This is a genomic window from Paenibacillus sp. FSL W8-1187, assembly GCF_037965485.1.
In the GTDB taxonomy this organism is placed as follows: Bacteria; Bacillota; Bacilli; order Paenibacillales; family Paenibacillaceae; genus Paenibacillus_O; species Paenibacillus_O pasadenensis.
Map to the genome: position 1 here is coordinate 3,798,888 of NZ_CP150181.1, position 19,419 is coordinate 3,818,306.

Below are 19,419 nucleotides of genomic sequence, written 5' to 3' on the forward strand. Positions count from 1 at the left end.
GGAGGAATTTCGACATGAATGCACAGCCTTATTCCGGCTCGGCTCGCGATCCGTATCACGGGGGCGGCCCCAGCTCGGTCATGACGACCGGCAACTGGTTCGTCACCCAGCTGCTCCTGGCGATTCCGATCGTCGGCCTCATCCTGCTCTTCGTATGGGCGTTCGGCGAGAATGCCAACGTCAACAAGCGCAACCTGAGCCGCGCCTACCTGCTGCTTTTCCTGATCCTGATCGGCGTCGGACTCGCCATTTCCATGCTGAGCGCGCTGATCGTAGCGAGCGGAAGCTAGCCGCAAAAAAGCTGCCCTGCCAAGTCGACGGACTTGGCGGAGCAGCTTTTTTTTACCCTAAAGAAAGCCTCAGCGCAGAGCGCCTGCGGCCGTCGCTTGCGCCCGCGCGATTCGGCCGCGCAGCCAGACGCTCTCGCGGGCGAGCATGCCGGCGGGGTCTCCGCCGAACCATTCGACCGAGCCGTACAGCTCCGGCTCGCCCGCGGCGAGCTCCAGCAGCGGCTCGTAGTCGATCGCGCCGTCGCCGAGCGCGACCATGCCCTCGCGGCTGCCGCCGGCCGCATAAACGATGTCCGGCCGGAATACGCCGACATGCTCCAGCCGGTCGATGTTTTTGAGATGCACATAGCCGATCCACGGCTTCAGCTCCCGCCAGCAGGCGGACGGCTCGCCTCCCGCCTCCCACAGATGGAGGGCGTCGAAGTTGAGCAGCGCCGCTCCCGGCCGCAGCGCATCGGCCAGCCGCATCATCTCCGCCGCCATCGCCGGCGTGTCGAGCAGCGTCGCCGGATGCGTCTCCAGCAGCAGCTGCACGCCCGCCTCGCGGCAGAGCGCCCCGAGCTCGCAGGCCTGCTCGATGACGACGCGGCGCTCGCCGCCGTCCAGCTCGGCGCTGCCGCGGCTGCCGGCGAAGATGCGCAGCCGCGGAGCCCCACACCAAAGGGCGCGCTCGATCAGCCGCTGGCAGCTGTCGCAACTCGCGGCGAAGTCGGCCTCCGGCGAGATGTCGACATAATGGCTCACCATCGAGATGCCGAGGCCGTGCGCGCGCAGCCGCGCGAGATCCTCCTCCGCCTGCCGGCGGTTCAGCTCATGGAGCTGGGCGGCGTGGGCGCCCCACAGCTCGATGCCGTCATAGCCGAGCCGGGCAGCCAGCTCCGCCAGCTCGCGGAACGAGACGAGCTGGTGGCGGAACGAGATCGTGCACAGCGCCGTTTTCATGCCGGCACCTCCGCCTGCCCCCGCAGCGGCGGGGCCGGCTCGCCGAGCGCCGCCTGCCGCCAGCCGTCGTACTGGCGCCAGATCTCCTCCTTGATGCCGCGTTCGATCGCGTCGGCTTCGTCGAGGCTTTCAAGCAGCGTCTCGACGAGCGCTTTTTTGCCGGTCATGGCGATCTTCACGGACAAGTAGTGGGCGGTCGAGTACGTCTGGCACAGGTCCTCGATCTGGTTCGCCCACTTCAGGAAGCGGTCGCGCGAGTAGCCGAGCGTATCCTGGAAATACATCAAGGCGTATTCGTAGCCGTACTTGCGGATCGCGAGCACCTTCAGCTGCTTCAGCGCCGGCAGCAGATAGGCGAGCGCCTCCGGCGTGCCGGCTCCGGCCGCTCTCGCCACGATGGCGCGCACCTGCTCCGTCAGCTCGTTGCGCTCCGGCCGGAACGTCTCGCGGAAGTACGCGTCCACGAGCTCCAGGCTCGGCGCGCCCACGGCCTGCGCATCGATCGAGTAGCCGGCCCCGTCCTCGCCCATCGCCAGGATGGCCGCCACGACGTCGTCCTTTTTGGCCTCGCCCTCCCAGCGGAAGTCCGGGTCGAACACGAACCACGTATCGTCGCGATCCGTCTTCGACACCATCAGATAATGAGGAAACGGGCTCATGCTCGCCTTCGTCTCGCGGTCCGGCAGCCGGCTCATGTCGAGCATGACGAGCAGGTAGCGATGCTCCGGCTGCTCCTTCATCAGCTCCAGCAGCCGCTCCACGTTGCGCTCCGGCGAGAGGCCGGGGTCATGCCAGCGCTGCGCGCGCAGGCCGAACAGCCGCTCGTAGTCGTCGAACCGCCGCTGATGCGACAGCCTTTCGGAATGATAGGCGAGGCGGCCGTCGTCCGTCACGTCGAATTCCGCATCCCACACGCCGAAATAAAACGGCCGGTGGTCGGCCTCTCCGCGCCTTTTCACGATCTCGCACAGGCAGCTCATCAGGCAATGGATCTTGATGCTCATGTCAACCCTTCCCTTCCGCTGCGAGCGGGCGCAGCTCCCCCATGAAGTCCAGCACCGATCCGACCGTCGCCAGCGCGCGCGGATCGACCTCCGCATCCGGCACCGCCAGCCCGAGCCGCACCTCGATCCAGACGATCAGCTGCATGACGAGGATGGAGTCCAGCCCCAGGTCCTCGGCGAGCCGCAGCTCGTCGTCCAGCCGCTCCGGCAGCTGTCCGAGGCCGAGGTCCTGCTCCATCAGGCCGCGCAGCCCGCTCCTTCTCGCTTCTCTCGGCATCATGATTCCTCCTCCCGGCGCAGTCGCGCGCGGCTGATCTTGCCCGAGGGCAGCGCGGGCAGGCTGGAGACGAGCGCGATCGCGGCCGGCACCTGGTAGGCGGGCAAAAGCCTGCGGCAAGCCTCACGGATCGCCTCCTCGCCGACGCTGCCGTCGGCGACGACGCGCGCGCTCACGCGCTCGCCCATGACCGGATGACGGCTGCCGTAGACGACCGCCTCGCGCACGCCGGCCACCTGCAGCAGCGCCCGCTCGACCGCGGCCGGATACACCTTGCGTCCGCCGATGTTGATGACGTCGTCGGCGCGGGCGACGAGCCGCAGCCCGCCGTCTTCGGCGCGGTAGGCCAGATCGCCGGTGCGGAACTCCGCTTGCGCGGCGGCAGCTCCGCGCTCCGGGAGGCGTCCTCCCGGATCCGGAAGCACGATCCCGTCCGGACGACGCTCGCCGCTTCTCTTCTCCGCCGCAGACAGCGGCCGCCAGGATGCGCCGACCCCGCGCCCGTATTCGCCGGAGCTCGCGGCAAGCGGCCCCCGGCGGCGCAGCGTCAGCTCCGCCGGCTCGTCCGGGCCGCCGCCCGCCCGCGCCTCGAAGCGGCCGAGCTCGGTCCCGATGTCCTGCACGCCGGCCATGCGGGCCGACAGCGAGACGCAGCCGAGCTCGGTGCAGCCGTACTGCTGCATCAGCGTATCCGCCTGGGCTTGCAGCCGCTTGAACAGCGGCTCCGTCATCGGCGCGCCGGAGGAGAGCAGCCTGTGGAAGCGCATGCCCTCTCCCGCGAGCGACGAAATCAGATGGAACAGCAGCGGCACGCCGTAGACGAGATGGCGCGGATGCTCGCGCAGCGCGGCCAGCATCGCCTTCGGATTGCGGGCCGGAGCGAGCACCGGCTCGGCTCCCCGCGCCAGCGTGGCGACGACGCCGCACAGCAGCCCGAACGAATGCGACACCGGCGCGAGCACGACCGTTGTCAGGCCGCTGTCCGCCCCCGCGCCGGCCTGCTCGAGCGCCCGGTTGTAGTCGGCCGTCTCCTCGGCGATCTCGGCCCATGTCCGCCGCAGCAGCTTGGAGCGGCCGGTCGTGCCGGACGAGTGCTGGAGCAGCGACGGCTCCCAGGGCGTCCGCTCCTGCGGCTGCGGACCGGCCAGGAACTGCTCCGCGCGGCCGTAGACGAGGCCGCAGCAGCCGCTCTCGAGCGAGGTCTCGAACGCCGCGTCCAGCGGCATGTCCTCGCTCAGCAGCAGCGCGGACCCGCCTTCCTCCCGCAAATAGAGCGCGAGCGCGGCCGTTTCCTCGCGGCTTTCGAGGCATAGCGCGTACAGCCTCCCCGACGGCCGCGCGAGATGCGGCAGCCGGCGGAAGCCGGACCAATGCGATTCAAATCGGCTGGACATGGAGCATCGCCTTCCTTTCCTGAATTCGGCTGCGGGCGGCCAGCAGCGGGTTCGGAGCCTCGTGGCAGTAGGTCACCGTCGGATCGGGGAACAGGCGGCCCTTGGTCAGCGCCTCGACCTGGCAGAGCGGACGGAACAGGCTGAACGCCTCCATCCGCTCCGCAGGCTGCGGGAAGCGCTCGAAATGCGCGTCCAGCAGCTCTGCCGCCAGCTCCCAGAACGCCTCCTCCGCGAAGCCGTGGCGGCGCTCCAGCATCCAGCTCAGCTCGCCGAGGTTGAACAGCAGCAGCGCGTCCAGCAGCGTATCGCGCACAGCCGCCGGATCGTCCTGCTCGAACAGCGCGTTCGGCGCGGCGAGGCGGAAGTTCTCGTGGATCGAGCGGTAGTCTGGAACCGCCTGCGGCTCGGCCAGCAGCGGCGGATGGTAGTAGAAGCCTTCGTGCACGTCCTTGAGCGCGGCTCGCTCCGGCCAGCCGCCGCGATGCAGCAGCGCCATGTTCTGGCCGTGCGATTCCAGCGCGACGCCATGGACGACGAGCAGATGCGCGGCCGGCAGCAGCGACACCTCCAGCAGCCGGCGCACCCAGCGCTCGGCGCCGTAGCGCTCCAGCCAGGGGCCGACGAACGTGCCGCGCGCATCCTCCGCGAACAAAGCGTTGAACGGCGCGGCCTGCTCGCCCTCCTCCAGCTTCGGCTCCAGCGACTCGCGCCAGAGGCAGGCGAGCACGCCGTAGATGTCCGGCTCGACGCTCTCGTCCGCCGGCGGCGGATCGTAGACGACGCCGGCGAATTCCTCCAGCAGCACGAGCCTCGCCTCGTCGCGCAGATAGGCGTCCCGCCCGATCATGCCGCTCAGCCAGCGCGACGTCTGCGGCGCGCTCGCCACCGAGTGCGGACTGAGATAGCGCGAGGCCGACGTGTTGACGAGGCTCATCGCCAGCTTGACGTACGGCCTTTCGGGCCGGGACCGGTTCGTCATCGTGCGGATCGACTGCTGCGGCGCATAGAGGTCCCCGCCCTCGCCCAGCAGCACGACCGTGCCCTCGCGGATGCAGTCCGCCAGCGCCCGCGCGATCTGACGCCGCCATTGCCAAGGATGGACCGGCAGCAGCGCGTAGGCGTCCGGATCATGCCCGAGCCCGCGCAGCTTGGAGCGGAACGCCTCCAGCGTCTCGTCCCCCAGCTCCTCGCGGGCGAGGCTCTCCAGCGTCCGCTCCGGCGCGCAGGCAAGATGCAGCCAGCCGTCGTCCCGCACCGCCGCCCACAGCAGCCGCAGCTGCGGGCGGTATTCCGGCCCGTAGCGGAAGTTGTCGGCGTAGTCGAAGCCGACCCGCGACTTGTACGAGGGATGATAAGGATGGCCCTCGCCGAGCGCCGTCTCCAGCTCGCCGTACGGCAGCTCGCGGAGCTCGGCGACCGGCGAAGGATGCAGGCAGCGATAGACAGCGTCCTTGAGGCGCGTCTCCTCCAGCTCGCGGATGAACGCGGCGAGGCTGTCCGGCTCGACCTCCGTGCCGCGCAGCAGCTCCGCCATCATCATGCCGAGCGGCGTTCCCTCCGCCGTGCCGCCGGCCGATCTGCGGCGTACCGGCCCGTCCAGCCGGATGCGGCCGAACGTCGCCGTCCGCCGCCCCTCTGCTTCATAGCGGACGGGGGCGCCGTCCCGGTCCGCTGCCCGCAGCGCGAACCTTAGCCGCCCGCGTCCTGCCGCGCCGTCTCCTTCCGCATGTCCTGCCGCCTCCAGCTCCTCGAACGGCACGAGCCGCTCGAACAGCATCGACTCGACCAGCTGGCGGCGCATCCGCTCGCCGACCTCGTCATAAGCGGCGGAGCGCAGCGCCCGCTGCACGAGCTCGTCCTGCCCGGACGGCCCGTCCTGCGGCATCGGCTCGTCCTGCGTCGATCGTTCGTCCTTCTGCACGAGCTCGCCCTGCGTCGATCGCTCGTCCTTCTGCACGAGCTCGTCCTGCCGCGTTCTTTCCTCCCGCCTGTCCGGCCTCATGAAGCTCCTCCTCCCATCGCTTCGGCGAGCGCCCGGCGCCCGCCGCTCCTTCGTCCAAGCCCTGCCGCGGCGAGCAGCGGATTGGGGATCGGCACATAGACCGACTGCCGCTCCAGCGGCAGCTCCAGCTCGTCCATGTCATGGAGCCGCGTCAGCAGATTGCCTTTGCACGGCAGCTCCTCCGCCTGCAGCAGCCGCTCGAGGAAGCGCGAGCCCTCCCGGTCCAGCGGACGGAACGCTTCCAGCTCCCGCCGGATGTCCAGCAGCAGCTCCTCCTCCTTCGCCAAGCCCTCGACGCCGAACGCGCCGACGAGGCCGAACAGATGGTTGACCATCAAATAGTAGATCAGATGCTCGTCCGTCACCTCGTCGGCGTACACGTCGCCGCTCTTGCTGCCGATGCCCGGCAGCTCGCGCTCGAGCGCGCCGAGCATGGAGCGGCTGAAATAATAGCCCTGGTTGTCGCGGAACCAGTACCGCACCGGCCAGCCGTCGCCGTCCAGCTCGACGAGGCTGTTCTGCATATGGGCTTCGAGCGCGATGCCGTACGCGAGATGCAGCCGGACGAGCGGCCGCAGCGACAGCTCGAGATAGCGGCGGAACCAGCGCCTCGACGCCTCGGCCTCGGCGAGGCCCGTCCGCTCGGCGAGCCGGCCGATCAGGCGGCCGAGCGGCGAGCGCCGGCCCGGCAGCGCCTCCTGGGCGAGCGCGGCGAGCGTGACGGCGCGGCAGGAGCCGCCGCTGCGGAACGGATTGTCCCGCAGCACGACCTCGAAGCCGCTCGCCGGCCCCTCTTCCTCCCCGAGCGTCGCGTAGGCCGGATCCGTCATGACCGCGAAGCCGGGGTACGCCCGGCAAGCCTCGCCGATGCGCGTATCGAGCAGCCGCCGAATCTCGATGCCGCTTTCCAGCTCGTTGATCTTCATCACCCGCAGCGAGTTGGTCAGCTTCACCCGCAGCGAGAACTTCAGCATGTAGGCGGCATCCGGATGATACACCGTGCGGACGGAGGAGGTCGGAAAATACTCTCTGCCCCCCGGCCCCAGGCTCCGCAGCAGCCCGCGCTCCAGCCAGTCCTGCGTGCGCGGCTGCTCCAGCAGCCAGCGCGCCTGCAGCGGATGCACCGGCAGCATCGTCCAGCCGGCTTCGGCGCAGCGCTTCTTGAGCTCCGGCGCGGCCTCGGGATCGGCCAGCAGCTCGCCGCGCAGCAGCTCCGAGGCCGGGCTGCCGGCAGCCGACCGCTCCTTGACGATCGACCGATGCGCCTGAAAATAATGCAGCCGGAAGCGCCCGCCGAGCTCGGGACAGTAGACGCCCGCTTCCGCGCCGCTCATGCCTTGGCGGCTTTTCGGCGTCGGATGGAAGCCGTGGCCGAAGACGAGCGACTGCTCGGCGGACAGGAAGTCGTTCCCGCCGGACTCCGGCTCCGGCCGGGCGAGCGCGGCGGCGACGATCTCCTCCACGTTGCGGCAGCTCTGGATGATGCGCAGCAGCAGCTCGTCGCGTCGCGCGAGGCCCGGCCTCGTCAGCGCCAGCTCCTGCACGAGCAGCGCCGACGCCGTGATGTAGTCGGCCTCCGCCAGCGCGCCGCCGAGCTCCGGCCGGTACCAGGCCTTGCCGCTGGCCGCATGCCGGCCGGTCGGCGAATGGTAGTCCAGCCCGACCCACAGCACGATGCCTTGCGCGCTCAGCCGCAGCTCCAGCATGCCGGCCCGGCCCGGCTGCGCGCCGGCCGGCGTTTCCTGCGGCAGCCGCAGCTCGGCGTCCGCTCCCGCCTCGCGGGCATAACAGTTGACCATCGCCTGCAGAGCTGTCCGCTCCGCGACCGATTTGGCCTCGTTCATAATAGACCCCCTTGTTCAACTTATTCAGGCATCCGCTTTGGTCGGGCGGCTTGCCAGGATCAGGAAGGAACGATTATAATAATGATAATCATTCTCATTAAATCCACAAAAAAAAGGAGCTTTCCATGCCCAGCGTCACGAAGCGCGCTTCTTCTTATACGTTCGTCTCCTTGAAACGCCATCGGCTCGAGGGCGGATCGCCGGTCCAGCCGTTCCGCCTGCTCCGCCATGCCCTCATCTTCCTCTTCGACGGCTCCGGCCGGCTCGAGCTCAACGGACAGCCTTGCCCGCTCGAGCCCGAAAGCTGCTGGGCGCTCGCTCCCGGCACCTGGATCAAGGCGGAGCTGCAGCCGGATCGGCCGCTCGACGCCTATGTGCTGGAGTACGACGGCAGCGGGCCGTCCGTGCTCCCTCTGTGCGCCGCGGCCAAGCCTCGGCCGGGCACTCCCGAGTTGCCGGGACGCAGCGTCCGCATCGCCGCCCCGAGCTCCGTGCTCACGCTGCTCGGCGGCATGCTCGAGCTTGGCCGCAGCCGGACGCCCTCGGCCTTTTTCCGGCGGCAGGCGCTGCTTTACGAGCTGCTGCACCGGGTCAGCCTCATGCCGGGCGAGGAGGAGAACGGCGCTCAGGAGGCGGTCCAGCGCACGATCCGTTATTTGGAGACGCACTATATGGAGCCGATCCAGGTCGGGGAGCTGCCGCGGATGGCCAGCCTGACGCCGAGCGCCTACTGCCGCTCGTTCAAAAAAGCGACGGGGCAGTCGCCGACCGCCTATTTGACGGAGCTGCGCATGCGCCAGGCTAAGGAGCTGCTGCGGCAGCCGGGACGGCCGACGCTGCGCGACATCGCCGCCAGCGTCGGCTACGCGGACGAGCTGTATTTCAGCCGGCTGTTCAAAAAGACGGCCGGCGTCTCGCCCAGCGCCTTCGCCGGACGCAGCGCGACGCGCGTCGCGATCGTCAGCCATCTGTTCCTGCAGGATCATCTGCTGGCGCTCGGCATCAAGCCGGTCGCCGCGCCCGCCTTTCCGAGCGTCTATCGCACGCCCTCGGGATTCCCGGACTATCTGCAGCCGCAGCTGGAGGGCACGAAGCCGCTCAACGCCGAGACCTCCATCCTCCCGCGCGACGTGCAGAGCCTGTCGCCCGACCTCATCATCAAGATGGATTTCGGCGGCAATCCGACCGACGGCCCGTGGCGCGGCATGCCGAACACCGTCTGCATGGACGGCTTCGGCGGCTGGCAGGCCTACCTCGAATCGCTCGGCGCCATGCTCGGCCGGGAAGCCGAGGCGGAAGCCGCCGTAAGCCGCGTGCAAGGCATCGAGCTCGCGTATCGCGGCCAGCTCGCCTCCGCCGCCGAAGCGGCCGGAGAGCTGGCGATCGTGCGCGTGCTGCCGGGCGACTTCCGCCTGTTCGGCGCCGACGGCCATGCCTTCAGCGATCTGTTCTATCGAGCGCTCGGCTTTTGCCCGCACAGCCGCATCCGCCACGGCTTCTACCGCAGCCATGCGTTCGAGGAGCTGCTGTCGATGGATCCGGACAGCATCCTCGTCGTATGGAGCGACGCGCGCGAGCTGGCCCGGCTGCGCGCCCACCCGGCCTGGAGGGAGCTGCGCGCCGTCCGCGAAGGCCGGCTGCATGTGCCCGACAGCCGCGAATGGGATCCATGGGGACCTTCGGGGCGGGAATTCGCCATCTACGACTGCGCCCGCTACTTCAGCGGCATGCCCCGCGGAGCCGCGCGCGTGCGCTGATCCGGCTCGGGCCTCGCGCCTGGCCGCCTCCGCCGGCTACAGCCAGGTGATGAGCTGCGCGGCCGGGATTCTCGGCTCGGCCTTCGGAATCGCTTTCGGATAGCCGACATGCAGGTTGCCGACGGCCCGCTCGCCGGGCCGGATGCCGACCGCCTCGCGGAAGACGTCTTCGTGCAGCCACTCGTACGTTTCCCATACCATGCCGATTCCCTGTTCCCAGGCGAGCAGGCTGAAGTTGTGGATGACCGTCGCCGTCGCGGCATAATCCTCCTCCCTCACCTGCAGGTAAGGATTTTCCTTCATGACGACCGTGACGATCAGCGGATTGCTCATGATCTTGCGGTAATATTTCTGGCCGGTCTCCTGCTTTTTGGCCGGATCCCGCTCCCAGCGCTCGTTCATCGCGCGGCAGGCGTCGGCGATCTTGCGGCGTCCTTCGCCTGCGGCGACGATGAACCGCCACGGCTGGGTCATGCGATGATTGGGCGCCCACACCGCCGTATCGAGCAGGTCGGAGACGAGCTGCGGATCGACCTCGCGATCCTCGAATACATGCACGCTGCGCCGTCCGCGAATCAGTTCGTTCAGTTCCATGGCTACCTCCGTCTCGAGCTGCGGAGCGGCTTGCCGCCCGCATGTCCTAGCATAACCGTGCCTGCGCCGGCGAGGCTATGGAGAGCATTGCCCCTTTTGCATGGACAAAAAAACCGCCCGCTCGGCCGCGATCCGTCCTGCCAAGCGCGCAAAAAGCCGCCTCGCCAGTCGTTGGACTGGCGAGGCGGCTCGTTTATGATCTGTTCCTGCGCCTCCATTCGGACGAAACCCGAATCGGCCGGCCTTTTGTCGTGAAGCGCCTTCGTCCTCACGATCCAAGGGCGGCCCAGGTCGGCTACAGCGACCCGAGCGCCTCGCCGATGCTGCCGCGCACGAGATGCGTCGCCATGCGGTCCAGCGGCGTCGCCGTGCGGTTGATGATGACGAGGCTGTCGCCGCGGAACAGCGAGACGAGGCCCGCCGCCGGCTGCACGGTCAGCGAGGTGCCCGCCACGAGCAGCGTGTCCGCTTGCCGAATCTGCTCGGCGGCGCGCTCGAGCAGCTCGAAGTCGAGGTTTTCCTGATACAGCACGACATCCGGCTTGATGATGCCGCCGCATTCCGAGCAGAGCGGCACCGGCCGCGGATCTCCCGTCACCGCCGTCAGCGGATGGAACAGGCCGCAGTCGAGGCAGCGGTTGCGATGCACCGAGCCGTGCAGCTCCAGCACGTTGACGCTGCCCGCGCGCTGGTGCAGCCCGTCGATGTTCTGCGTGACGACCGCCTTCAGCCGGCCTTCCCGCTCCAGCTCGGCGAGCTTGAGATGCGCCGCGTTCGGCAGCGCCTGCGGATGCAGCATATGCTCCCGATAGAACGCATAGAAGTCGCCGGGATGGTCGAAAAAGAAGTCCCGGCTCAAAATCTCTTCCGGCGCGTACATCTTGCTCGTGCGCTGCTCGTACAGGCCGCCGGCCGAGCGGAAGTCGGGAATTCCGCTTTCGGTCGAGGTTCCGGCGCCGCCGAAAAAGACGATGCGCCGGCTGCGGCCGATCGCCTCGCGATAGTCTGGACCCGTCATGGCCGCCACTCTCCTCTAGTCAGGGTAGATGATGCCTCGGCTGGAACAGCTTGCTCCGTCAAGCCGGAGCGGCCGCGCCGCTCGTCGGAGGACGGCTCGTCCTTGTCCGCTCTAGAGCCTCGTCCGATAGACGGCCTTGTTTTCAAGGCCGCGGATCATCGGCGTCCAAGCCTCCTGCTCCGGGATGGAGCCGAGCGCGTCCTCGACCATCTGCAGCTTGGCGTCCAGCGAGTCGATATAATGAAGCGCCACCGCCTCCGCCATCTGCGGCTGCACGGGACTGCCCCACTCGCCGAGATTATGATGCGACAGCACGAGATGCTGCAGCACGGTCACCTTCGGCGAGTCGGCGGGCACGCCCAGCTTGAGCGCCGCCTCGACGATCCAGCCCGAGATGAGCGCCAGATGGCCGATCAGGCGGCCGCGGTCGCTGTATTCGGATACGATGCCGAGCTGCGCGTTCATCTCCTCGGGCTTGGCCAGGTCATGCAGGACGATGCCGGCGATGAGCGCGTCGCGGTTCAGGAACGGACGCTGCGCGCACAGGAACTCGCCGATTTCCAGCATGCGCACGGTGTGGTAGGCGAGACCGGCATAGTAGGCATGATGATGGCTCTTGGCGGCGGGGTAATGCTCCAGCCGGTCGCCGGCCTTGACGACGCAATAAGCGGCGATGTTGCGGATATCGGCGTCGCCGATGCTGTCGACCTTGGCGCGGATCTGCGCGACGAGCTCCTTGGCCTCGACCGGCGCGGCGCGGATGTAGTCGGTCAGCTGCACGCCGTCCTCCGGGCTCGTCGGGCGGATGCGGATGATCTTCAGCTGGAGCCGGTCGCGGTACAGCTGCACGATGCCGTGCACCTTGGCGACCTGCAGCGACTGCAGCGACTCCTTCTCGGCCGGCTTCAGATCCCAGTATTTGGCCGTAATCTGGCCGCTTGAATCGGCAAGCACGAGATCCCAGTAATCCTTCGGCGGAGTCGCGTTCGTCTGCTTGACATCCAGCTCCTTGACGAGAAAGAATCCGGTCACCTCTTGCTTGTCGGTCAGCGTGCTGATCAGGGTCATGCGTGAAAGCTCCTTCCGGTATAACCATAATGAACCTATTATACTCGATTTGGCTGCGCACGGATAATCGTCCTGCTCCCCTGCCGGCGTATGGACGCGCCGGCGATTGGAAACCCTTGCAGGAGGGTAAGATCAACGTATCCGAGTAGCCAAGCTCGATTCGACGGAGGAGGAATCTTCATGAAGCGCAACGACAACGATCACGGACTCTCGACGGAAAAGGACATCGATCCGCGGCACGGCCTGTTCGAGGATCAGGCGGAGGGCAGCCGCGTCCCCAGCGCCGAGGAGGAGCTTCTCCGCACGTATCCGTCCGGAGAAGGCACCTACGGCGGCGTGCAGGTCGACCGCTACACGATCGCTTCCGCCGAGGCGAACGAGCGCCTCGCGGACGATATCGCCTATGCGGAAGGCCCTGACCCGGGAGACTATGCCCGCCAGCGCGAAGGCGGCGACTATGCCGTCGAGACGCCGGTAGGAGAGTCGCCGGCGCCCGCGCCGACAAGCGTCGAGGCGGACTCCGAGCCGGGCCGGGCGGCGGCCAGGCCGAGCTCCGACGCCGAGCTCGATCTGACGGAAGGCACGCCGGTCGATCCGGTCGCGCCGCCCGACGAATTCCATGGCACCGACCTGCTGAACGGCGTCGGCTCCGCTCCGCAGGAGGAAAGCCGCTAGCAAGCTGGCCGCAACGCCATGCGCGGCGCGGATTGATTTGTTGCAAAAGGGACGAAGCTTCGGCTCCGTCCCTTTTTTGGTTCGCTGCGGAATGCTGCCGAGGGGACAAGGGGGCTTCTTCCCTTGTTCCCTCGGTTCTCCAGCTGCGGGGCTTCAGCAAGGGAGCTTCTTCCCTTGTTCCACGGCTTCGCGTGCTGCGGCGCTCCAACAAGGGAGCTTCTTCCCTTGTTCCCTCGGTTCACCAGCTGCGGCGCTCCGATTCCTCGTTCCACCGCCTCGCCCCGCCGCCCGCGGCAGCGTCAATCCTCCAGCCGGAACCCCTTCTCGCGCAGCAGCCCGGTGAACGTGCGCGGCGGATACGCCGTCCGCCCGCTCATCTCCTGCGTCCACGTCGTATCGCGGCCGCCGCCGGAGCGGCCGCGGATGTAGCCGCGGTATTCGTCGTCGTATGCCTCAAGCTGCTCGGCACGGCTGCCCGCCGGATAGCGGTTTTCCGCATAAACCGCCGAGCGCGGCAGCCGCGGCCGGAGGTCCGGCTCCTCGGCCGGCACGCCGATGCACATGCCGAACACCGGGTAGACGAGCGGCGGCAGCTCCAGCAGCTCCGAGACGGCGCGCATGTCGTTGCGGATGCCTCCGATATAGACGATGCCGAGTCCCTGCGCCTCGGCGGCGATCGCCGCATTTTGCGCCGCCAGCGCCGCATCCACGGTCGCGACGAGGAAATACTCCGTCGACGTCTGCAGCTGCGCGCCGTGCATGCCCGCCGCTTCCGCGAAGCGGCTCAAATCGGCGCACCAGACGAGGAAGGTCGGCGCCTCGCGCACATGGCGCTGGCCTCCGGCCAGCTCTGCGAGCCGTCCGCGCAGCTCCGGATCGGTAATGCCGATGACGCTGTAAGCCTGCATATGGCTCGACGACGAGGCCATCTGCGCGCATCCGAGAATCCGGTCCAGCTGCTCGGCCGTCACCGGCTTGTCCGCATAGCGGCGGATCGAGCGGTGGCGCTCCAGCAGCGACAGCGTCTCCTCCATGCGCAGCGCGTCCGGCCGCTCCTTCTTGCTTTCGTTCATCGCGAACCCTCCCGTTCCTCCTCGATTCCATTCGTGCCTAGAATAGGCAATCGGCCAGGGCTTGTCAACCGCAGGGCGGCTGCGGCTGCGGCTCGCCTAAACCTTGGCGCTGCGGACAAAAAAAGCGTCCAAGCCCGCCTGCGGGTCTGAACGCTTCCTCGGCTCCCATAGCTCCCGTCCGCTTCATGCCGCGCATCACGCCCGGCACTTCCCGCAGACCGCCCTTGCAGCTTCGGCCTACTCTTTCTGCAGATTGGCGATCATGCGGTCGAACAGCTTGAGCATCATATCCATCTCCTGCTTCTCCATGCCGCGATACAGCTTCAGCATGAGCGCATGCCGAGTCTCGTCGATCTGCTTGAGCAGCTTGAGGCCTTTCTTGTCGATGCTCAGCACCACGACGCGCCGATCCGACTCCCCGCGCTCTCGCGCGATATAGCCGAGCTCGACGAGCCGGTCCGCGAGACCGGTCACCGCTCCCGACGTGATGAGCAGCTTGTCCGCGAGCACCGACGCTTTTTGCGGCCCTTCCGTGGCCAGCAAGGTCAGTATGCGGGCATGCGTAAGGCCGAGCCCGTGCTCGTTGTCCCGGTTCCATTCCGATGTGATCAGCTTGCGCACCAGCCGGAACCGGTCATCCAGCTGCTTGGTCAGCTCTTCCAATGCCCCATCCTGTACCATGCTTTCGCCTCCTGCTTCTTCTCTCGCAATCTTGATGTAGGATAACCTTATAAGGTCAACTTCTTGTAGGTAAAGCAAAAAAAGACAAAAACCCGATCCTCGGGCAGCTCCGCGCATGACGGAAGCATCCTTAGAGGCTTCCTACGCCGGAGGCAGGGATCGGGTTTCATTTTTTATTCAGACAGACTTGACGAAAGGCGGCGGCGGCTCGCTCCAAAGCGCCTTGCGCGACTCGAGCCGGACTTCCTCCAGCACGCGCTGCACCGTCCATGCCGCATGGCCGGCCGCCTGCACGACGATGCCGCTCCGCCATGTGCGCGACACGCCCGTCCGCACCTCCCGGCCAGGCACCTGCGGCAGCCGGTCCAGCAGCTGGCGCAGCCGCTGCTCCAGCTCCGCGTCCGCGCCGCGCCCGAACAGGCAGAACGTGCCCCAATGCGTGAACCGATGCCAGCTGCCGGGAGCCGCGAGCTGCTGCGCGCGCGGCTCGACCCGCTGGCGCTGGCGGAAGATCAGCTCGCCGTCGGCGTACACCGTCAGCCGGTTGTCGAGCCGGCGATAGCGGAACACTTCTCCGCGCAGCGTGCGTCCCGGGCACAGCACCTCCGTCTGCATCCAGACGGCGCCCGGAGCGAGCCGCACCTCGGTGTCCGCCAGCAGCGAAGCGTCCTCGTACAGCATGACCGGTTCCGGCAGATGCTCGCATACGGCGCCGTTCTCCAGCGCGAAGCGCTGGCGCAGCGACGCGCCTCCCTCCTCTTCGCAAGGATGGACCTTGAGAAAGCTCTGGTTGGAGATCTGCACCGAAGCGCCGGCGCCGAGGCTCCAGTCGAGCTCGTAGCGGTCGCCGCTCAGCATGCCCGGAGAGACGTCCATGACGAGCACGCCGGCGCCGGAGCCGAGCGGGAACGCCTTGGCGATTTTGATCGGCGACGTGTGGTAGCGCGAGACGAGCCGGGTCAGGCCGCCGCGCTCCTCGAAGCGCGCCTGCAGGACGGAGGCTCCGCGCGCCGCCGTCTCGGCGCCGGTCAGCTCGCCGGCGGAGAAGGCTCGCGCCTTCGCATGCTCCGCGCCCCCGTGGGAGAAGGCGCGCTCAGCGGACACGCCTCCGAGCGAGCTCCTCTCCGCTGCGTCCGCAGATGCGCCCGCAGACGCGCCCGCACCGCCGCCGGCCCGGGCGGTGCGGCTCAAGCGAGCGCGCCGCCCGAACCGGCCATTCGGAGCGGCGTCAAGGTCGGGCTCAGCGCGGCAGCATCCGCTCCGTGGCCATGCGAGATCCCTTTGGCATGGGCGAGCTCATGCTCGATCCAGTCGACCATCTCCGCCACCCCGTTCCCGCCGAACAGATTGGTGAAGACGAACGGCCGATCGCCGCGCATCCGGCGCGAGTCCTCCTCCATGACCGCAAGGCTGGCTCCGACATGCGGCGCGAGGTCGATCTTGTTGATGACGAGCAGGTCGGAGCGCATGATGCCCGGGCCGCCCTTGCGCGGAATCTTTTCCCCTTGGGCCACGTCGATGATATAGATGAAGCGGTCCACCAGCTCCGGGCTGAACGCCGCCGCCAGATTGTCTCCGCCGCTCTCGATGAAGATCAGGTCAAGCGGCGAGAAGCGCTCCTCCAGCTCCTCGATCGCCTCGAAGTTCATCGAGGCGTCCTCGCGGATCGCCGTATGCGGACAGCCGCCCGTCTCCACGCCGATGATGCGCTCCTCCGGCAGCACGCCGGTCGCCGCGAGGATGCGGGCATCCTCCTTCGTATAGATGTCGTTGGTGATGACGGCGAGGCTCCAGCGGTCCTTCAGCTCGCGGGACAGCGTCTCGACCAGCTTCGTCTTGCCGGAGCCGACCGGGCCGCCGATGCCGATGCGCACCGGACGTCCTTGCGGGATCGGATTCGTGTTCCACTCGATATGGGTATGTCCTTGGCCTTGGCACATGGGGAATTCCTCCTTGGAATAAATGAATTCGATCAGGACATGAACAGCCGGGAGTAAAGCGTCTCGTGGCGGATCATGCCGAGCTCCGAGCCCGGCATGTCGCTCCAGGCGTCCTCCGGCTCCATCGCCAGCGCCGCGCGCGCGGCCGGGACCGTCTCGCCCGACAGCAGCGCCAGCAGCCGCTGCGCCTCGGTCTGGCCGATCGCCATCAGGCGCAGCGCGCTGTTCACGGCATTGCTCAGGCAGCCGTACAGCCAGCCCTGAAGCGCCTGCTCCTCGCCGATGCCGGCTTGCCAGCAGATCCAGCCGAACACGAGCGGATGGGTCAGCAGGCAGTCGCCGCTCCGATAAGCCGCCTCGAGCCGGGCAAGGTTGAGCTCCGGATAGCTGCTGCCCGCGAGCTTGAGCAGGCGGCGGCCCATCTTTTCCATCCCGGAGCGGGTCTCGGCGCTCATGCGGCCGACATGCACGAGCCGCTCGGCCGCCCACAGCCGCTCCCACGCCTCTACGGGCGCGTCTCGGTAGACGGCGCGGACGACGAGCGCGTCGGTCGTCGTCCAGCTCTGCCGCAGCATCGCCCGCAAGTACGCCTCCAGCTCGTCGGGACGGGCGATGTCGCCTTCCTGGACGAGCGTCTCGAGGCCGAACGAATGCGAGAAGCCGCCGATCGGCAGCGCCGAGTCGAGCAGCTGCTGCAGCACGAGCCACGGCACGAGCGGCGCCCCGCCCCGCGGCGGCATCGCCCCCGTCAAAACAGGAAGTACCGCTGCGCCATCGGCACGACCTCGGCCGGCTCGCAGACGGCCGGCTCGCCGTCGACCGTCACCCGGTACGTCTCCGGATCGACGACGATTTCCGGCGTCGCGTCATTGAGGATCATGTCCTTTTTCGTGACGGAGCGGCAGCCCTTGACCGGCTCGACCCATTTTTGCAGCCCGAGCCGCTCGGCGATGCCGCCCTCGTACGCCGCCTGGGAGACGAAGGTGATGCTCGTGCGCTGCATCGCCTTGCCGAACGCGCCGAACATCGGACGGCCGAACACCGGCTGCGGCGTCGGAATCGAAGCGTTCGGATCGCCCATCTGGGCGTAGGCGATCATGCCGCCCTTGAGCACGAGCTCCGGCTTGACGCCGAAGAACATCGGGCTCCAGACGACGAGGTCAGCGAGCTTGCCCGGCTCGATCGAGCCGACGAGATGGGAGACGCCGTGCGTGATCGCCGGATTGATCGTGTACTTGGCGATGTAGCGCTTGATGCGGAAATTGTCGCCGCCCTCCGTGTCCGGCGCGAGCGGGCCGCGCTGCCGCTTCATCTTGTCCGCGGTCTGCCATGTGCGCAGGATGACCTCGCCGACGCGTCCCATCGCCTGCGAGTCGGAGCTCAGCATGCTGAACACGCCCATGTCGTGCAGGATGTCCTCGGCGGCGATCGTCTCCGGCCGGATGCGCGAGTCGGCGAACGCGACGTCCTCCGGAATCCGCGAGTCCAGATGATGACAGACCATGAGCATGTCCAGATGCTCCTCGATCGTGTTCACCGTAAACGGACGCGTCGGATTCGTCGAGCTCGGCAGCACGTTCAGCTCGCCCGCCGCGCGGATGATGTCCGGCGCGTGGCCGCCGCCGGCGCCCTCGGTATGGTAGGTGTGGATCGTGCGGCCGCCGATCGCGGCCAGCGTATCCTCGAGAAAGCCCGATTCGTTGAGCGTGTCGGTATGGATGGCGACCTGCACGTCGTACCGGTCGGCCGCCTGCAGGCAGGCGTCGATCGCCGCCGGCGTCGTGCCCCAGTCCTCATGCAGCTTGAGGCCGATCGCCCCCGCCTCGATCTGCTCGATCAGCGGCTCCATGAAGCTGGCGTTGCCTTTGCCGGTGAAGCCGAGGTTCATCGGGAACGCCTCCGCCGCCTCCAGCATGCGCCGCATATGCCAGGCGCCCGGCGTGCAGGTCGTCGCGTTCGTTCCCGTCGCCGGGCCCGTGCCGCCGCCGATCATCGTCGTCACGCCCGACGAGAGCGCGGTCTCGATCTGCTGCGGGCAAATGTAGTGGATATGCGCGTCGATGCCGCCCGCCGTGACGATCTTGCCCTCGGCCGCGATCACCTCCGTGCTCGCGCCGACGACCATGCCCGGCGTCACGCCGTCCATGATGTCGGGATTGCCCGCCTTGCCGATGGCGACGATGCGCCCGTCGCGGATGCCGATGTCGCCTTTGACGATGCCCCAGTGGTCGATGACGACGGCATTGGTGATGAGCGTGTCGAGCACGCCGTCGCTGCGCAGCGCCGAGCTCGACTGGCCCATGCCGTCGCGGATGACCTTGCCTCCGCCGAACTTGCACTCGTCGCCGTACACCGTGTGGTCGCGCTCGATGACGGCCCACAGCTCGGTATCCGCCAGCCGCACCGCGTCGCCCGTCGTCGGGCCGAACATGCCGGCGTAGCTGCTCCGATCCATCTCTCTCATGATCGGCCGCCCTCCCACTGCTCCAGCCTGCGCCGCACGTCGTCCGGCATCGCGCCGGCCGGGGCCGGACCGCTCGTCAGCCCGCTGAGGCCGTAGCCGAGCCGGCTGCCGCCGAGCTCGACGAGCTGGACCGGCTTCTCCTCGCCGGGCTCGAAGCGGACCGCCGTGCCGGCCGGGATGTCCAGCCGCATGCCGAAGGCCGATTCCCGATCGAACCTGAGGCCGCGGTTCACCTCGAAGAAATGGTAATGCGAGCCGACCTGCACCGGCCGGTCTCCTCCGTTGACGACGATCAGCTCCGCCGTGCGGCGTCCTTCATTGAGCACGATGCTCCCCTGAGCCGTGCGGTATTCCCCCGGTATCATGACTGTTCCTCCCTCATGGCCGCCGAACGGC

General features: G+C 68.0%; 19 protein-coding genes. 3 read left to right on the top strand and 16 right to left on the bottom strand.

Features of this window, described 5'->3' with window-relative positions:
• Positions 1-14: 14 nt before the first annotated feature.
• Positions 15-290 carry a hypothetical protein gene (locus NYE40_RS16395; protein ID WP_028597582.1) on the top strand — a complete coding sequence of 92 codons (276 nt, stop codon included), beginning with the start codon at positions 15-17 and terminating at the stop codon, positions 288-290.
• Positions 291-359: 69 nt separating this feature from the next.
• On the opposite strand, the gene NYE40_RS16400 is transcribed toward NYE40_RS16395, so the two are convergent.
• The 6 genes from NYE40_RS16400 to NYE40_RS16425 are packed head-to-tail and all read right to left on the bottom strand — an operon-like array spanning position 360 to position 7,753.
• Positions 360-1,232, bottom strand: a complete 873-nt coding sequence (locus NYE40_RS16400) for a sugar phosphate isomerase/epimerase family protein (RefSeq protein WP_339278692.1) — start codon at positions 1,230-1,232, stop codon at positions 360-362.
• Positions 1,229-2,236, bottom strand: coding sequence for a DUF6005 family protein (locus NYE40_RS16405; protein WP_101807903.1), 1,008 nt, complete (start codon positions 2,234-2,236; stop codon positions 1,229-1,231). Before NYE40_RS16405 ends, NYE40_RS16400 begins: the two co-directional genes overlap by 4 nt.
• 1 nt (position 2,237) lies before the next feature.
• Positions 2,238-2,474, bottom strand: coding sequence for a phosphopantetheine-binding protein (locus NYE40_RS16410; protein WP_339280068.1), 237 nt, complete (start codon positions 2,472-2,474; stop codon positions 2,238-2,240).
• Positions 2,475-2,512: 38 nt separating this feature from the next.
• The gene (locus tag NYE40_RS16415) at positions 2,513-3,907 is read right to left on the bottom strand and encodes an AMP-binding protein (RefSeq protein WP_028597580.1); all 1,395 of its coding nucleotides are present in this window, start codon (positions 3,905-3,907) and stop codon (positions 2,513-2,515) included.
• Entirely contained in the window at positions 3,891-5,909 is a 2,019-nt protein-coding gene (locus NYE40_RS16420; RefSeq protein ID WP_339278693.1) for an IucA/IucC family protein, read from the bottom strand. Before NYE40_RS16420 ends, NYE40_RS16415 begins: the two co-directional genes overlap by 17 nt.
• Positions 5,906-7,753 (bottom strand): IucA/IucC family protein, encoded by a 1,848-nt coding sequence (locus NYE40_RS16425; RefSeq protein ID WP_052332958.1) that lies wholly within the window; start codon positions 7,751-7,753, stop codon positions 5,906-5,908. Before NYE40_RS16425 ends, NYE40_RS16420 begins: the two co-directional genes overlap by 4 nt.
• Positions 7,754-7,878: 125 nt before the next feature.
• On the opposite strand from NYE40_RS16425, the gene NYE40_RS16430 reads away from it, so the two are divergent.
• Positions 7,879-9,510 (top strand): AraC family transcriptional regulator, encoded by a 1,632-nt coding sequence (locus tag NYE40_RS16430; protein ID WP_339278694.1) that lies wholly within the window; start codon positions 7,879-7,881, stop codon positions 9,508-9,510.
• Positions 9,511-9,546: 36 nt separating this feature from the next.
• Here the strand turns inward: NYE40_RS16430 and NYE40_RS16435 are convergent, their stop codons facing one another.
• The 3 genes from NYE40_RS16435 to NYE40_RS16445 form a co-directional block, all read right to left on the bottom strand.
• Complete coding sequence (locus tag NYE40_RS16435) at positions 9,547-10,104, bottom strand: nitroreductase (RefSeq protein ID WP_153783969.1); 558 nt, start codon at positions 10,102-10,104, stop codon at positions 9,547-9,549.
• Between the two features lie 295 nt (positions 10,105-10,399).
• Positions 10,400-11,122 (bottom strand): NAD-dependent protein deacylase, encoded by a 723-nt coding sequence (locus tag NYE40_RS16440; protein WP_028597578.1) that lies wholly within the window; start codon positions 11,120-11,122, stop codon positions 10,400-10,402.
• Between the two features lie 111 nt (positions 11,123-11,233).
• On the bottom strand, positions 11,234-12,190 hold the full coding sequence (locus NYE40_RS16445) for an HD domain-containing protein (protein WP_028597577.1): 957 nt from the start codon (positions 12,188-12,190) through the stop codon (positions 11,234-11,236).
• A 180-nt stretch (positions 12,191-12,370) separates the two neighbouring features.
• On the opposite strand from NYE40_RS16445, the gene NYE40_RS16450 reads away from it, so the two are divergent.
• On the top strand, positions 12,371-12,865 hold the full coding sequence (locus tag NYE40_RS16450; protein WP_028597576.1) for a hypothetical protein: 495 nt from the start codon (positions 12,371-12,373) through the stop codon (positions 12,863-12,865).
• A 299-nt stretch (positions 12,866-13,164) separates the two neighbouring features.
• Here the strand turns inward: NYE40_RS16450 and nfsA are convergent, their stop codons facing one another.
• The 7 genes from nfsA to NYE40_RS16485 all read right to left on the bottom strand — a co-directional run bounded on the left by nfsA (position 13,165) and on the right by NYE40_RS16485 (position 19,388).
• A complete protein-coding gene (gene nfsA, locus NYE40_RS16455; RefSeq protein WP_240478928.1) occupies positions 13,165-13,938 on the bottom strand; it encodes an oxygen-insensitive NADPH nitroreductase in 774 nt (257 codons plus the stop codon).
• A gap of 237 nt (positions 13,939-14,175) precedes the next feature.
• Positions 14,176-14,619 carry a MarR family transcriptional regulator gene (locus tag NYE40_RS16460; RefSeq protein ID WP_164820097.1) on the bottom strand — a complete coding sequence of 148 codons (444 nt, stop codon included), beginning with the start codon at positions 14,617-14,619 and terminating at the stop codon, positions 14,176-14,178.
• A gap of 177 nt (positions 14,620-14,796) precedes the next feature.
• Positions 14,797-15,723: an urease accessory protein UreD gene (locus tag NYE40_RS16465; RefSeq protein ID WP_052332956.1), complete on the bottom strand. Its 927-nt coding sequence runs from the start codon at positions 15,721-15,723 to the stop codon at positions 14,797-14,799.
• 83 nt (positions 15,724-15,806) lie between these two features.
• Complete coding sequence (gene ureG / locus NYE40_RS16470) at positions 15,807-16,559, bottom strand: urease accessory protein UreG (protein WP_052332955.1); 753 nt, start codon at positions 16,557-16,559, stop codon at positions 15,807-15,809.
• 32 nt (positions 16,560-16,591) lie between these two features.
• Positions 16,592-17,299, bottom strand: a complete 708-nt coding sequence (locus NYE40_RS16475; RefSeq protein ID WP_043110903.1) for an urease accessory UreF family protein — start codon at positions 17,297-17,299, stop codon at positions 16,592-16,594.
• An 8-nt stretch (positions 17,300-17,307) separates the two neighbouring features.
• Positions 17,308-19,023 carry an urease subunit alpha gene (ureC, locus tag NYE40_RS16480; RefSeq protein ID WP_028597572.1) on the bottom strand — a complete coding sequence of 572 codons (1,716 nt, stop codon included), beginning with the start codon at positions 19,021-19,023 and terminating at the stop codon, positions 17,308-17,310.
• On the bottom strand, positions 19,020-19,388 hold the full coding sequence (locus tag NYE40_RS16485) for an urease subunit beta (protein ID WP_028597571.1): 369 nt from the start codon (positions 19,386-19,388) through the stop codon (positions 19,020-19,022). The genes ureC and NYE40_RS16485 overlap by 4 nt, the downstream gene beginning before the upstream one ends.
• Positions 19,389-19,419 lie beyond the last annotated feature (31 nt).